The organism is Myxococcus sp. MISCRS1 (assembly GCF_026626605.1).
In the GTDB taxonomy this organism is placed as follows: Bacteria; Myxococcota; Myxococcia; order Myxococcales; family Myxococcaceae; genus Myxococcus; species Myxococcus fulvus.
This window is the reverse complement of record NZ_JAPNKB010000001.1, coordinates 9,495,051-9,511,365: the sequence shown is the minus strand read 5'-3', so window position 1 is coordinate 9,511,365 and position 16,315 is coordinate 9,495,051. Positions and strand designations below refer to the sequence as shown.

General features: G+C 69.7%; 4 protein-coding genes and 1 pseudogene. 2 read left to right on the top strand and 3 right to left on the bottom strand.

Annotation, left to right across the window (positions count from 1 at the left end):
• Positions 1-13: 13 nt before the first annotated feature.
• Both OWM54_RS38165 and OWM54_RS38160 read left to right on the top strand, forming a co-directional pair.
• A pseudogene (locus OWM54_RS38165) lies at positions 14-2,950 on the top strand (non-ribosomal peptide synthetase); the annotation flags it as partial.
• 163 nt (positions 2,951-3,113) lie between these two features.
• The gene (locus OWM54_RS38160; RefSeq protein ID WP_267701203.1) at positions 3,114-10,928 is read left to right on the top strand and encodes a non-ribosomal peptide synthetase; all 7,815 of its coding nucleotides are present in this window, start codon (positions 3,114-3,116) and stop codon (positions 10,926-10,928) included.
• A gap of 39 nt (positions 10,929-10,967) precedes the next feature.
• Here the strand turns inward: OWM54_RS38160 and OWM54_RS38155 are convergent, their stop codons facing one another.
• From OWM54_RS38155 to tssH, 3 genes are all read right to left on the bottom strand, one after another.
• Complete coding sequence (locus OWM54_RS38155) at positions 10,968-11,918, bottom strand: hypothetical protein (RefSeq protein WP_223747574.1); 951 nt, start codon at positions 11,916-11,918, stop codon at positions 10,968-10,970.
• The gene (locus OWM54_RS38150) at positions 11,915-13,534 is read right to left on the bottom strand and encodes an FHA domain-containing protein (protein WP_141326409.1); all 1,620 of its coding nucleotides are present in this window, start codon (positions 13,532-13,534) and stop codon (positions 11,915-11,917) included. The genes OWM54_RS38155 and OWM54_RS38150 overlap by 4 nt, the downstream gene beginning before the upstream one ends.
• Before the next feature lie 123 nt (positions 13,535-13,657).
• Positions 13,658-16,279 carry a type VI secretion system ATPase TssH gene (gene tssH, locus OWM54_RS38145; RefSeq protein WP_223747573.1) on the bottom strand — a complete coding sequence of 874 codons (2,622 nt, stop codon included), beginning with the start codon at positions 16,277-16,279 and terminating at the stop codon, positions 13,658-13,660.
• Between the last annotated feature and the right edge of the window lie 36 nt (positions 16,280-16,315).

The following is a 16,315-nucleotide window of genomic DNA, read 5'->3' as shown; positions in this document are numbered from 1 at the left end:
GAGACCTTCATCCATGAGCAAGTTTTCGGACCGCATCCTGAACGCCAAGGCCCGGGCGTCGCTCGCCGCGCTCAAGAAGGACGCGCCCGCGCAGCAGGCCATCACGCCGAACACCTCGCGCGGCAATCAGGTCGCGCTGTCCTCCGCGCAGCGTCGGCTCTGGTTCCTCGACCGCCTGGAGCCGGGCCAGGCGCAGTACAACGTGCCGGTCTTCGTGCGCCTCCAGGGGCCGCTGGATGAACGCGCCCTGCGCGCGGCCCTGAACCAGCTGCTGCGCCGCCACGAGTCGCTGCGCACCTGCTTCACCGTCCAGAGGGACGAGCCCCTCCAGCTCATCGCGGAGGAGCTGTCCCTGGACCTCCAGGTCGTCGACCTCGGCGGTCTGTCCGAAGTGGAGCGCGAGCAGCGCCTCCGGGACCTCGCGACGGAGGAGTCTCGCAAGCCGTTCGACCTGAGCCAGGCCCCGCTCGTCCGAGCCACCCTGCTGCGCGTGGCCCCCGAGGACCACGTCCTGCTCCTGGCGATGCATCACATCGTCTCGGACGGCTGGTCGATGTCCGTCTTCTTCTTCGAGCTGGGGGCGCTCTACAGCGCCCTCCGGCTGGGCACCGAGCCCTCCCTTGCTCCCCTCAAGCTCCAGTACGCGGACTTCGCGCTCTGGCACAACGAGTGGCTCCGGAGTGACGCCGTCCGTGAGCAGCTCGAGTACTGGAAGAAGCAGCTCGCCGGAGCGCAGCCGCTGCTGACGCTGCCCACGGACCGCCCGCGCCTGCCGGTGAAGCGCCACCAGGGCCGGGCGGCGCGGTTCTCCATTCCGCTGGATGAGGTGAACGCGCTCAAGACGCTGGGCCGCGAGGAGCGGACCACGCTCTTCATGACGGTGCTGAGCCTGTTCAACGTCCTGATGAGCCGCTACGCGGGCCAGACGGACGTCTGCGTGGGGACGCCCATCGCCAACCGCAACCGTCCGGAGCTCGAGGGGCTCATCGGCTTCTTCGTCAACACGCTCGTGCTCCGCACGGACCTGTCCGGCGCGCCGACCTTCCGACAGCTCGTCCAGCGCGTGCGCGAGGTCTCGCTCGGCGCCTACGGGCATCAGGACCTGCCCTTCGAGCACGTGGTCGAAGCGCTCCACCCCGAGCGCAACCTGGGCCAGAACCCGCTGTTCCAGGTGATGTTCTCGCTGCAGGAGTCCGCCACCGCGTCCGCGTCGCTCGATGGGCTCACGCTCACCACGCTGCCGGTGGAGACGGGCACATCGAAGTTCGACCTGTTGATGGCGTTGGAGGAGACGCCGTCGGGTCTCACGGGAGAGCTGGAGTACGACACCGACCTGTTCGACGCGGCCACCATCGAGCGGATGCTGGGGCACTTCCGGACCCTGCTCAGCGCCGCCGCGACGCAGCCTGACACCGGCATCACCCAGCTGCCGATGCTCACGGAGGCGGAGCGGCAGCAGCTCGTGGTCGACTGGAACCACACGTCCACCGACTTCCCGCGCCAGCATTGCATCCATGAGCTGTTCTCCGCCCAGGCCTATGCCTCGCCGGATGCCATCGCGGTCCGCTTCGGAGACGAGTCGCTCACCTACGCGCAGTTGGAGGCCCAGGCCAATCAGCTCGCGTGGCACCTCCAGGGCCTCGGTGTCGTCCCCGATACGCTGGTCGGTCTCTACCTGGAGCGCTCGCCGTCGCTCATCGTCGCGATGCTCGCGTGCCTCAAGGCCGGCGGGGCGTATCTGCCGCTGGACACGTCGTATCCGGCGGAGCGCCTCTCGCTCATGTTGCGGGACGCTCGCGCGCCCATCCTGCTGACCTCACGCGCGCTCGCGGGAGCGATTCAAGCGCCCGAGGGAGTCCGCGTGCTCGGCTTGGAGGAGCTCGCGCCGACGCTCGTGAAGCTGCCCACGCGCGCGCCCTCGACGCTCACGACGCCCTCGAATCTGGCGTACGCCATCTACACGTCGGGCTCGACGGGCCAGCCCAAGGGCATCGTCGTCCCCCACCTCGGCGTCGTCCGTCTCGTCCGCGACTCCGACTACATCCAGCTGTCCTCCCAGGACCGCGTCGCCCAGGTCTCCAACGCCTCCTTCGACGCCGCCACCTTTGAAATCTGGGGCGCCCTCCTCAACGGCGCGCTCCTCGTCGGCGTCCCTCGCGACGTCTCCCTCTCTCCGCCTCTCTTCGTCCAGCACCTGCGCGGTGAGAAGGTCTCCACCCTCTTCCTCACCACCGCCCTCTTCAACCAGCTCGCCCACCACGCGCCCGACGCCTTCTCCTCCCTCTCCACCGTCCTCTTCGGCGGTGAGTTGGTCGACCCTGACGTCGTCCGCGCCGTCCTCCTCCACGGCCCTCCCTCCCGTCTGCTCCACGTCTACGGGCCCACCGAGAACACCACCTTCAGCACCTGGCACCTCATCTCTCAGGCGCCCGCGCCGGGCCACACCGTCCCCATCGGCAGGCCTCTCGCCAACTCCACCGCCTTCGTCCTCGACGGTGCCCTGCAGCCTCTCCCCGTCGGTGTCCCCGGCGAGCTCTACGTCGGCGGTGACGGCCTCGCCCGCGGCTACCTCCACCAGCCCGGACTCACCGCGGAGCGCTTCGTCGCCCACCCCTTCAAGTCCCAGGCTCGCCTCTACAAAACCGGAGACCTCGTCCGCCTCCTCCACGACGGCTCCATCGAGTTCCTCGGCCGCTCCGACTTCCAGGTGAAGATTCGCGGCTTCCGCATCGAGCTGGGCGAAATCGAAGCCGCCCTGCTTCGCCACCCCTCCCTCAACGACTGCGTCGTCCTCGCCCGTGAGGACTCTCCCGGCAACCGTCGCCTCGTCGCCTACTTCTCCTCCTCCTCTCCTCCCTCCTCCGCCGAGCTGCGCGACTTCCTCAAGCGCTCCCTCCCGGAGTACATGCTCCCCTCCGTCTTCGTCTCCCTCCCCTCCTTGCCCCTCTCTCCCAACGGCAAGGTCGACAGGAAGGCGCTTCCCTCTCCGGACGGAGTGGCCGACGCCTCCGACTCCTACGTCGCGCCTCGCTCCCCTCTCGAAGAGCTCCTCGCCAACCTCTGGGCCCAGCTCCTCGCTTCCTCGCGTCGGCGTCGACGACAACTTCTTCGACCTGGGCGGCCACTCCCTCCTCGCCACCCAGCTCGTCTCTCGCGTCCGCGAAACCCTCCGCCTCGAGCTTCCTCTCCGCGACCTCTTCGCCAACCCCACCGTCGCCTCCCTCGCCCGCGTCCTCGCCGCCTCTCTCTCCGGCGCCCAGTCCCCCATCGTCCCTTCCCCCAGGGACTCTCGCCTCCCCCTCTCCTTCGCCCAGCAGCGCCTCTGGCTCATCGACCAGCTCCAGCCCGGCAGCGCCGCCTACAACGTCCCTCTCGCCATCCACCTCTCCGGCGAGCTCTCCCTCCCAGCCCTCCAGCGCGCTCTCGACGCCCTCATGGCGCGTCACGAGTCCCTCCGCACCTCCTTCGCTCTCCACGACGGCCAACCCTTCCAGCTCATCGCGCCGACTCTCGCGCTGCCATTGACGTGTGTGGACCTGCGGCAGGTTCCCGTCGACGAGCGTGAGGAGCGACTCACGCAGCTCTCCGAGGAAGCGGCACGCCTGCCGTTCGACCTGAGCCAGGGCCCGCTGATTCGAGCCGCCCTGCTTCGCGCGGACGACAGGAAGCACATCCTGCTGCTGACGATGCACCACATCGTCTCGGATGGCTGGTCCATGGATGTGCTCTTCCGCGAGCTGAACGCGCTCTACACCGCGTTCACCCGTGACGAGCCCTCGCCCCTGTCCGCGCTCCCCATCCAGTACGCGGACTTCGCGGTGTGGCAGCGTCAGTGGCTCCAGGGCGAGCGGCTCGATGCCCAGCTCTCATACTGGAAGGAGCAGCTCGCGGGTGCGCCGCCGTTCCTGCCGCTGCCGACGGACTTCCCGCGTCCCGCCATCCAGACGTTCCGGGGCGCGGTCGCGAGACGCACCCTGCCGCTGTCGTTGCTCGACTCGCTCAAGCGGCTGAGCCGGAAGGAGGGCACCACCCTCTTCATGACGCTGCTCGCGGGCTTCCAGGTGCTCCTGCGCCGCTACAGCGGACAGACGGACATCAGCGTCGGAACGCCCATCGCGAACCGCAACCGCGCGGAGCTCGAGGGGCTCATCGGCTTCTTCGTCAACTCGCTGGTGATGCGCACCGACGTGTCCGGTGCGCCATCCTTCCGCGAGCTGCTGCGTCGCGTCCGCGAGGTCGCGCTCGGCGCCTACGCGCACCAGGACGTCCCCTTCGAGCAGGTCGTCGAAGCCCTGCAGCCCGAGCGGGACCCGAGCTACTCACCGCTCTTCCAGGTGATGTTCGCGCTCCAGAGTGGCGCCGAGCAGTCGCCGCCCGCGTCGGCCTTGTCGATGGAGTCGAGAGAGCTTCGGACGCACACGTCGAAGTTCGACCTCATCGTCGCCACGGTGGAGGGCCCCGAGGGGCTGGACTGCGCGGTCGAGTACAACACCGACCTCTTCACCCCGGACACCATCCACCGGATGCTGGGGCACTTCCAGACGCTGCTCACCGCCGCGGCGGAGCAGCCGGACACCCGCATCACCGGGCTCCCGCTCCTCACGGAGCCCGAGCGGAACAAGGTCCTCCTCGACTGGAACAAGACCTCCACCGAGTTCCCCCGGCACGGCTGCATCCATGAGCTGTTCTCCGTGCAGGCGCGAGCCACACCCCACGCGCTCGCGGTCCGCTTCGGAGACGAGTCGCTCACCTACGCGCAGTTGGAGACCCAGGCCAACCAGCTCGCGTGGCACCTCCAGGCCCTCGGTGTCGTCCCCGATACGCTGGTCGGCATCTACCTGGAGCGCTCGCCGTCACTCATCGTCGCGATGCTCGCGTGCCTCAAGGCCGGTGGGGCGTATCTGCCGCTGGACACGTCGTATCCGGTGGATCGCCTCTCGTTCATGCTCCGGGACGCGCGAGCCCCCATCCTCGTCACCACACAGGCGCTCTCCGGCAAGCTCTCCTCCGAGAGTGGGGTCCACGTCGTGGCGATGGACACGCAAGCGGAGGTGCTCGCCCGGCAGCCCCCCCGCGCGCCGCCCACTTCGACGCAGCCTTCGCATCTGGCATACGCCATCTACACGTCGGGCTCGACGGGCCAGCCCAAGGGCATCGTCGTCCCCCACCTCGGCGTCGTCCGTCTCGTCCGCGACTCCGACTACATCCAGCTGTCTTCCCAGGACCGCGTCGCCCAGGTCTCCAACGCCTCCTTCGACGCCGCCACCTTCGAAATCTGGGGCGCCCTCCTCAACGGCGCGCTCCTCGTCGGCGTCCCTCGCGACGTCTCCCTCTCTCCGCCTCTCTTCGTCCAGCACCTGCGCGGTGAGAAGGTCTCCACCCTCTTCCTCACCACCGCCCTCTTCAACCAGCTCGCCCACCACGCGCCCGACGCCTTCTCCTCCCTCTCCACCGTCCTCTTCGGCGGTGAGTTGGTCGACCCTGACGTCGTCCGCGCCGTCCTCCTCCACGGCCCTCCCTCCCGTCTGCTCCACGTCTACGGGCCCACCGAGAACACCACCTTCAGCACCTGGCACCTCATCTCTCAGGCGCCCGCGCCGGGCCACACCGTCCCCATCGGCAGGCCTCTCGCCAACTCCACCGCCTTCGTCCTCGACGGTGCCCTGCAGCCTGTCCCCGTCGGTGTCCCCGGCGAGCTCTACGTCGGCGGTGACGGCCTCGCCCGTGGCTACCTCCACCAGCCCGGACTCACCGCGGAGCGCTTCGTTGCCCACCCCTTCAAGCCCCAGGCTCGCCTCTACAAAACCGGAGACCTCGTCCGCCTCCTCCACGACGGCTCCATCGAGTTCCTCGGCCGCTCCGACTTCCAGGTGAAGATTCGCGGCTTCCGCATCGAGCTGGGCGAAATCGAAGCCGCCCTGCTTCGCCACCCCTCCCTCAACGACTGCGTCGTCCTCGCCCGTGAGGACTCTCCCGGCAACCGTCGCCTCGTCGCCTACTTCTCCTCCTCCTCTCCTCCCTCCTCCGCCGAGCTGCGCGACTTCCTCAAGCGCTCCCTCCCGGAGTACATGCTCCCCTCCGTCTTCGTCTCCCTCCCCTCCTTGCCCCTCTCTCCCAACGGCAAGGTCGACAGGAAGGCGCTTCCCTCTCCGGACGGAGTGGCCGACGCCTCCGACTCCTACGTCGCGCCTCGCTCCCCTCTCGAAGAGCTCCTCGCCAACCTCTGGGCTCAGCTCCTCTCGCTTCCTCGCGTCGGCGTCGACGACAACTTCTTCGACCTGGGCGGCCACTCCCTCCTCGCCACCCAGCTCGTCTCTCGCGTCCGCGAAACCCTCCGCCTCGAGCTTCCTCTCCGCGACCTCTTCGCCAACCCCACCGTCGCCTCCCTCGCCCGCGTCCTCTCCGCCTCTCTCTCCGGCGCCCAGTCCCCCATCCTCCCTTCCCCCAGGGACGCTCACCTCCCCCTCTCCTTCGCCCAGCAACGCCTCTGGCTCATCGACCAGCTCCAGCCTGGCAGCGCCGCCTACAACGTCCCTCTCGCCATCCACCTCTCCGGCGAGCTCTCCCTCCCCGCCCTCCAGCGCGCTCTCGACGCCCTCATGGCGCGTCACGAGTCCCTCCGCACCTCCTTCGCCCTCCACGACGGCCAACCCTTCCAGCTCATCGCGCCGTCGCAGTCCCTGCACCTGGCCCTGTTCGACCTCTCCACCCAGCCGAACGCGGATGAGACGGCGCGTGCGCTGGCGGTGGAAGAAGCTCAGCGCCCCTTCAACCTCGCCCAAGGCCCTGTCATCCGCGCGACGCTGCTGCGGACCGCGCCTCAGCGCTACGTGTTGCTGCTGACGATGCACCACATCGTCTCGGATGGCTGGTCCCTGGAGGTGCTCTTCCGCGAGCTGAGCGCGCTCTACACCGCGTTCACCCGTGACGAGCCCTCGCCCCTCGCGCCGATGGCCATCCAGTACGCCGACTTCGCCGTGTGGCAGCACCAGTGGCTGAACGGTGAACGGCTCGATGCTCAGCTCGGGTACTGGAAGGAGCAGCTCACGGGCGCGCCGTCCTTCCTCCCGCTGCCGACAGACTTCCCGCGTCCTCCCTCCCAGTCCTTCCGTGGCGCCGTCGAGAGCATCACGCTGCCGCCCGCGCTCCTCGAATCGCTCGTGCGTCTCAGTCGGAAGGAGGGCACCACCCTCTTCATGACGCTGCTCGCGGGCTTTCAGCTCCTGCTCTCACGCTACTCGGGGCAGGACGACATCAGCGTCGGCACGGCCATCGCGAATCGCCACCGCGCGGAGCTGGAGGGCCTCATCGGCTTCTTCGTCAACTCGCTGGTGATGCGCACGCGCCTGTCCGGCGAGCCCACGTTCCGCGAGCTGCTGCGTCGCGTGCGTGAGGTGTCCCTGGGTGCCTATGCGCACCAGGATGTCCCGTTCGAGCAGGTCGTCGAGGCGCTCCAGGTTCCGAGAGACCCTCGCTACTCGCCGCTCTTCCAGGTCCGCTTCAACCTGCAGGACAGCCCCTATGGCCACCTGAAGATGGCGGGGCTCGACGTGTCGATGCTCGAGACGGAGTGGAACTACACCAAGTTCGACCTCCACCTCTTCATGAGCGAGGCCGCCGAGGGTCTGCAGACCTCCTTCGCGTACAGCACGGACCTCTTCAAGCCGGAGACCATCCGCCGGATGCTCGGCCACCTGGGCCAGCTGTTGGAGAACATCGCGGCCAACCCGGATGTGCCCATCAACTCCGTGTCCATGCTGACGCCGGAGGAGCAGCGGCAGCTCGTCCGGTGGAACACGGCCCCAGCGCTGGAGTCGCCCGCGACGTGCTTCCACGCACGGTTCGAGCAACAGGCCGCCGCCACACCGGACGCCACGGCGCTGGTCTCCGAGGACCGGTCCCTCACCTATCGACAGCTCAACGAGCGCGCGAACCAGCTCGCCGCGCAGCTGCAATCGCTCGGCGTGGGACCGGACCGCGTGGTGGGCCTGTACCTGGAGCGCTCGCTCGACCTGCTCGTGGGCCTGCTCGCCATCCTCAAGGCCGGCGGCGCGTACCTGCCGATGGACCCGGGGCTCCCGCGGGAACGACTCGCGTTCATGATGTCGGACCAGCGCCTGCCCGTGGTGCTCACGCAGGAGTCCCTCCGCGCGTCGATTCCTCCCGGTGAGGCGCACGTCTTCTGCGTCGACTCACAATGGAAGGAGCTTGAAGGACGGCCTCGCGAGAATCCGCCGCTCACCGTCGAGCCGCGGCACCTCGTCTATGTCATCTACACGTCCGGCTCCACGGGTCGGCCCAAGGGCGTGGGCATCACGCACGGCAACCTGAGCCACTACCTGTCGGGCATCGCCCGCGTCCTCGACGTGCCTCCAGGGCTTCGCTACGCCACGGTGTCCACGTTCGCCGCGGACCTGGGGAACACCATGGTCTTCCCGGCGCTCGCCACGGGCGGAGCGCTCCACATCATCTCCGACGAGCGAGCCTCGAACCCCGAGGCCATGGCCGAGTACATGCACTCGCGGAGCATCGACTGCCTGAAGATCGTCCCCTCGCACCTGACGGCGCTGCTCACCGCGTCCCGTCCCGAGCACGTCCTGCCGGGACAGCGGCTCGTCCTCGGCGGCGAGGCGTCGCGATGGGAGCTGATGGAGCGGGTGCAGACCCTGGCTCCGGAGTGCCGGGTCATCAACCACTACGGTCCCACCGAGACGACCATCGGTGTGTTGACCTGGGCGGTGCCACCGCGACTGGCCTCGAAGCCCGCGCCCACCGTGCCGCTCGGCTTCCCCATCGGGCACACCACCACGCACGTCCTCGATGCCCACCGGCAGCACGTTCCCGTCGGTGTGCCGGGGGAGCTGTTCATCGGTGGACCGGGTGTGACGCGCGGCTATCTGGGACGGCCCGAGCTCACCGCCGAGCGCTTCGTGAGGTTCGGTGAGGAGCGCGTCTACCGGACGGGAGACGTGGTGCGGCGGCTCCCGGATGGAGCGCTCGAGTTCCTCGGCCGCATCGACCATCAGGTGAAGATTCGCGGCTTCCGCATCGAGCTGGGGGAGATCGAAGCCATCCTCTGCCAGCAGCCCGAGGTGCGTGACGCGGTGGTGCTCGCGCGCGAGGACGACGTGGGCACGAAGCGGCTCGTCGCGTATCTCGTCTCGCACCCGGGCCAGACGCTCGCGACCGAGCCGCTGCGCGAGCGGCTCGCCCAGCAGATGCCGGAGTACATGGTGCCGGCGGTCTTCATGGTGCTGGAGGCGCTGCCCCTCACGCCCAACGGCAAGGTGGACCGCAAGGCGCTGCCCGAGCCCGTGAGCCCCAGCGCTCCGAAGCCGGAGGAGGCGCAGGCGCCCCAGTCGCCAACGGAGCTGCTCCTGGCGGACATCTGGAAGCAGGTGCTGCGCGTGGAGCACGTGAGCCCGGCGGACAACTTCTTCAAGCTGGGGGGCGACTCCATCCTGAGCATCATGGTCGTCGCCAAGGCCATCCAGGCCGGGTTGCAGCTCACGCCGCTGGACATCCTGGAGTGCCAGAGCCTCGCGGAGCTCGCCGCGCGCGTGCGCAGGCCCGAGGAGGCCGCCGACGAGCAGACGGTGTCCGGGACCTTGCCGCTCACGCCCATCCAGAATCGCTTCTTCGAGCTGTACCCGACGGAGCGGCACCACTGGAACCAGGCGTTCCTGTTCGAGGTGCACCAGCGGCTGTCGCCCGCGCAGATGGAGGAGGCGGTGCGCAAGCTGATGCGGCACCACGACTCGCTGCGCCTGCGCTTCGTGCAGGGCTCCGCGGGATGGGAGCAGTCCTACGCCGGACCCGACGTGCCGGTGCCGTTCAGCCACCACGACTTGAGCGCGCTGTCCGCGAGCCAGCGGGTCCAGGAGCAGGAACGGCTGTCGACCTCGCTCCAGAAGAGCCTGGACCTGTCCGCGGGGCCGCTCATGCGGGTGGCCTTCTTCGACTGGGGGCGCGAGGAGCCTGGGCGGTTGCTGCTCATCGTCCACCACCTGGCCACGGATGGGATTTCGTGGCGGGTGTTGATGGAGGACCTGCAGACGCTGTGGGAGCAGCTCGGCGCCGGGAAGGCGCTCCAGCTTCCGCCCAAGAGCACGTCGTATCAGGCGTGGGCGCGGAAGCTGTCGGAGTACGCGCAGTCGGACAAGGCGCGGCGGGAGCTGCCCACGTGGACCTCGGAGGTCTACGGCCGGGTGGCGCCGATTCCCCGGGACTTCCCGGAGGGGCGGAACCTCGAGGGCTCGACACGACTGGTGGAGGGTGCGCTGACGCAGGAGGAGACGCGCGTGTTGCTGCACCGGATGCGCGACGTGCACAGCGTCAACGTGGACCACGTGTTGCTCGCGGCGCTGGTGCGTGCGCTGACGGAGTGGACGGGCCGCGCGGCGCATCTGCTCGAGCTGGACAACCACGGCCGCGAGTCGATTCTGGAGGGCGTGGAGCTGTCACGCTCCGTGGGTTGGTTCACGGCGCTGAGCCCCGTGGTGGTGGAGGCGCCCGCGGGAGCCTCCGCGGGCGCGCTGCTCCAGTCGGTGAAGGAGCAGCTCCAGGCGGTGCCCAACCGCGGCGTGGGCTTCGGGGTGTTGCGCTACCTGAGCCGGGACACGGCGGTGCGAGAGCAGCTCGCGCGGCTGCCGAGGACCGAGGTGTGCTTCAACTACCTGGGCCACTTCGACCTGGTGCGCTCGGGCAACGCACCGCTGCGGCCCGCGTCGGAGTCCGTCGGACCGGAGCGAGCATTGGGTGGCCCCCGCTCACGCGTCCTGGACATCACGGCCTACGTCTCCGAGGGCACCTTCCACCTCGCGTGGGCCTACAGCGAGAACCTCCATGCGAGGGGCACGCTCGAGAAGCTGTCCTCGGCGTACCTCACGCACCTGAGGGCCCTGCTCGCCACGGCCCAGGCCGCGTAGCCCTGAGGAGGGCCTCGTCACCGGGGCCCTCCAAGACGTCTACTTCGTCGACTCGGTCGCGCCGTCCTCCAGCAGCCGGCCCCACAAGGACGAGTCGTCGACGACCAGGCGGCCCGAGGACAGCTTCACGCTCCGGTCGATCTGCGCCTTGCGGAACTGCCTTGGCGGGATGCTGGGCTGCTTGGGGTCCATGTCGTTGACCACCATCTGCTCCTGCAACCGGATGGCGTCCGCCGCGAAGCTCAGCGCCGCCGTGTAGTCGTAGCGACGCAGCCACCGGCTCGGCAGCGAGCGCGACGCCGTCCGGTTCAGCTGGAAGAGCGCCGGGCTCGCGCACGCCCCCTCCGCCGTCAACACCGGCTCGTTGATGAAGCGGTTGCCCCGCTGCAACAACACCCGCACCGCGCGCTGGCACGCCGTCCCCATCGGCCCCGCGCACCGCTCCCCCTCCGCCACCAGCAGGTCCACGCCCCCCATCCGCTCCAGCCGCAACCTCGCGTTCTTCGTCCTCGAGCGCAGCACCCCCAGCGCCCGCACCGCCAACCCTCGCGGCGTCGACTCCACCAACGCCACCGGGCCCAGCCCCTCTCCATCCGCGAAGTGACGCGCCACCGCCCACACCAGCCGCAGCTCCGGCCGGATTTCGCTCACCACCACGTCCCCCGCCGTCAGGGTCGTCGGAGGCAACATCGCCGCCGTGGAGCCCGCCTCCACGCACTCCCCCGGCGCCGGGTCCTGCCAGAGCACCGGCGTCCCCATGCAGTCCGTCACCGGCGTCGCCACCTGCCACGTCCGCGTGTCGTAACCACTCAGCAGCAACGGATAGAGCACCTCCGCCCGCCACTGGTCTGGAGACAGCGCATGCACCCCCGTGGGCCGCTCCGAGAAACACAACGCCGCCACCGCCGGCGCCGCGCGCACCGGCGCGGTGCTCTTGCACCCCGCCAACGCCAACGCGCACCCCAACACCAACGACTGTGTCTTCCTCATGTCCCTGATGACTCCCGAGCCCGGCGCTTGGACACCACTGAGACCTCCCCATCACCACTCTTGTTCGCCGCGTCACCCACGATGGCGTGGTACGCCTTCGCGAACTCCGGACCGAACAACACCGCGCTCAGCTCGCGCTCCTCCTCCATCAGCGTCCTGAGCCGCTCCTCCAGCCGCTTGAGCTTGCGCGACGCCTGGAACGGCCACAGCCGCGAGAAGAACGAGCCGCCCTTGCCCTCCTCCAGCTCGCCCGGCAACAAGCGCTGGAGCAGGTCCTTCACGCCCTCGCGCATGCCGTTGAGCAAGGCAATCTGGTGGATCATCACATCCACGAACCCGCCCATCAGCTCCTGCACCCGCTCCGCGCTGTCCGGCGCCTTCCAGTCCAACAGGTAGCGCAACACCTCGCGCGTGTTGCGACTCTTGGAGAGCGGCGTCACGTCCCGCGCCAGCATCACCGCCATCTCCTGGCCGAACTGGTCATGCCCTTGCCGCAGCTCCACGAACGCGCGGCCGAACGTCTCCAGCACATCCGCCAACCGGTCCAGGAAGCGGTCGATGTCCGCCCCCGACTCCAATCCCTTGCTCCCCGGCAGGTACGAGCGCACGAACTGACCCAACAGCTCCCGCGCCATCACATCCAGCCGGTTGCCGCCCCCCGGCGCCGCGGGCACCGGCGTCACCTGGGAGTTGCCCCCGGACGACTGCGGCAGCGCCACCCCCAGCGAGCGCGCGAACTGGCCGAACTGCGGCTCATGCGCCACCCCGGGCAGCCGCCGCTGCAGCTGCGCGACGAGCGACGCCCGGTCCGCCTCCGGCAGCGTCCCCGCCTGACGGACCATGGACTCGTGCAGCGTCTGCCACGCGTTGCGGTACGCGTTGTAGAGCGGCACCAGCTGCTGGATGGAGCTCTGCAAGCCGTTCGAGGACGCGGCGGGCGGCGGCGGCGCCACCACGCGCACGCTGTTGCTCGTCGGCGCGCGGCGGCCCGCGGGCGCCGTCGGAGGCTCGGGGTCCGGAATGGGGATGCCGGAGATGATGGTGCGCTGCCCCGGGTCCTGTCCCTCCAGCTCCTCGTCGAGCGCCGGCACCAGCAGCGTGCGAGGGCTCACCTCCTCCTGACGGCGGGACTGCGAGATCGCCGCGTCGCTCAGGGCCGGCAGCATGGCGGTGGCCACCACCTGCTCGCGCCCCTGCACCGGCGTCGGCTTGAAGCTCATGGGCGTCCCGTCATCGGGGCCCTGCAGCGTGGCCAGCGCGCGGAACTGCGTCATGCGCGACTGCCCATCCCCCGCCGACGCCGCGGCCTCCCGCGACAGGCGCATCTCGATGGTGCCGATGGTGACGCGCGTCTCCTCGCCCACCCGCACCGGGACGTTCTTGTCGATGCGCCGCCCGTCGATGCTCAGCCCGTTCGTCGAGCCCAGGTCCACCACGTGGATGGACTTCTGGTTGAACCGGACCAGCGCATGGAACAACGACACGAACGACTTGGGGATGGAGATGTCGTTGAGCTGGTTGCGACCGATGCGCACGGGCGAGTGCGTGAAGACATACTGCCGCTCCTTCGGCGGCTGCGTCTCCAGGTCCTTGATTCGGATGACGAGGGGCAGCACGGCTCACTCCTATCCCGAAGCGGTGGGGGGAAGCCCCCCCGGGGGGTGTACCTCGCGACAGTTCGTCACGGCCCGGCGGGAGGCATCATCCCTCCCCCAGGTCCGAGATGCACCACCCGACTATCAGCTGTCTGAGAATGCGAGGTCCCAGTCGCCCCCGGCCCCCAGGCCGACCCTCAGGCGGCTCGGGACGCCTCCCGCGGCGAGCCTCTCCAGGACCTCCAACGACAGCCGGGGCATCAACGAGGCACGCAGCACGTGGTCCACGTTGCGAGCCCCCGAGTCGTTGTCCTGGCAGCGCCGGGCGAACTCCTCGTACACCTCCGGGGCGAACTCCGTCTTGACCCGGTGCGACGTGTGCAGCCGGTCCGCCAGGGCCGAAAGTTTCATCTCGGCGATCTGCTTGAGCACGTCCTTGGCGATCGGCAGGAACGGCACCACCGACATGCGCGCCAGGAGCGCCGGCTTGAAGTGCCGGCTGAGGATGGGGCGGATGGTCTCGCTGACCGTGTCCGTGCTCGGCGCCTCCGGGCCCGAGTACAGCTGCATCAGCGCGTCCGTGGCCAGGTTGCTGGTGAGGATGACCACCGTGTTGCGGAAGTCGATGAGCCGCCCCTCGCCGTCGGACAACATGCCCTTGTCGAACACCTGGTAGAAGAGGTTCATCACCTCCAGGTCCGCCTTCTCGCACTCGTCCAGCAGGACGACGGAGTAGGGCCGCTGGCGCACCGCCTCCGTCAGCACGCCGCCCTCGCCGTAGCCCACGTAGCCGGGCGGCGAGCCGATGAGCCGCGACACGGTGTGCTTCTCCTGGAACTCCGACATGTTGATGGTGGTGAGGAAGCGGTCTCCGCCGTAGAGCGAGTCCGCCAGCGCCAGCGCCGTCTCCGTCTTGCCCACGCCGCTGGGCCCCACGAAGAGCAGCACGCCGATGGGCGTGTTGGGGTTGCGGATGCCCGCGTGCGACATGCGCAGCGTCTCCGCCACCGCGCGCAGCGCCGCGTCCTGCCCGCGCACCCGCGAGCGCAGCGTCTCCTCCAGCGAGAGCACCGCCCCCACGGAGCTGCTGCGCAGCTTGCCCACCGGCACCCCCGTCCACCCCGCCACCACGCGCGCCACCACGTCCGGGTCCACCTCCACGTGGATCAGCGGAGACTCGCCCTGCAGCGTCTCCAGCTTCGCGCGCGCCTGGGCCACGTCCGCCTTCAGCTTGGCGGTGTCCGCGTCGGGCTCCGCCGCCTCCAGCGCCGCGCGGGCCTTCTTCACCTCGTCCACCGCCGCCCGCTCCTGCTCCCAGCGGGCCTTCACCGTGGCCACCTGGTCGCGCGTGGCGGAGAGCTTCTCCTCCAGCGTCGGGCCCTCGTCCTCGTCCTTCGACACGTGCCCCGCGGCGCGCTCCCGCTCGCGCACGCCCAGCTCGCGCTCCAGCGCCGCCAGGCGCGACTCCGCCTCCACCAGTTCGTCCGGCCGGGCGCTCTGCTCAATCTTCACGCGCGCCGCCGCCGTGTCGAGCAGGTCCACCGCCTTGTCCGGCAGCTGCCGCCCGGAGATGTAGCGGTGGGACAGCTCCACCGCGGCCACCACCGCCTCGTCGCGGATGGTGATGCCGTGGGACTGCGCATACGTGGGCGTCAGGCCACGCAGCATCAGCACCGCGTCCGCCTCCGACGGCTCGTCCACCTTGATGGGCTGGAAGCGCCGCTCCAGCGCGGCGTCCTTCTCGAAGTACTTCTTGTACTCGGCCCACGTGGTGGCCGCGATGGTGCGCAGCTCGCCGCGCGCCAGCTCCGGCTTGAGCAGGTTCGCCGCGTCGCCGCCGCCCTGCTGGCCGCCCGCGCCGATGAGCGTGTGCGCCTCGTCGATGAAGAGGATGATGGGCTTGGGCGAGCCCTTCACCTCGGAGATGACCGCCTTGAGCCGGTTCTCGAACTCGCCGCGCACCCCCGCGCCCGCCTGCAGCGCGCCCAGGTCCAACCCGAGCACCTCCAGGTTGCGCATGGACTCCGGCACGTCGCCCGCGACGATGGCGCGCGCCAGCCCCTCCACCAGCGCTGTCTTCCCCACGCCCGGCTCGCCCACGATGATGGGGTTGTTCTTGCGCCGCCGCGCCAGCACGTCGATGACCTGACGAATCTCCCGGTCCCTGCCGAAGATGGGGTCGATCTTCCCGTCGCGCGCCTTCTGCGTGAAGGAGTTGGTGAAGCGCGTGAGCGCCTCCTCGCCCCGGCCCCCTCCCGCCGCGGGCGCCGCCGAGGCCGCGCTGCCCACCTCCGCCGCCTCCTTCGAGCCGCCCACCACCTCGTCGAAGACCTTCTTGAGCGCCTCCACGGAGATGGCGTCCAGCGCCGGGTAGGACTCCGCGGAGTAGCGCGAGGAGCGGGCGATCCACTGCCACATCAGCGCGCCCGAGCGCAGCCGCGCCGCGCCGTGCTCCAGCGAGGCCACCAGCCACGCGTCCTCGAACCACTGGAACAGGCTCTCGGAGAACACGGGCCGGCCCGCGTTGCCCGTGCGCAGCTCGCGCAGCGCGTCCTCGATGGAGCCGATGACCTTCGCGCGGTCCACCTGGAAGTGGCGCAACAGCCGCGAGGCCTCGCCGTCCTCGTCCTCCAGGAGCTGGCGCAAGAGGTGCTCGGGGATGATTTCGTAGCAGCGCGCGGTGCTCGCGCGCGACACGGCGGCCTCCAGCATCCGCGTGGCCGAGGGCGTCAGGCGCCGCACGAGGGTCTTGGGTTCAACGCGCATGATTACGCTCCAGGGGTTTGGCTGGCGGCGGGTGGG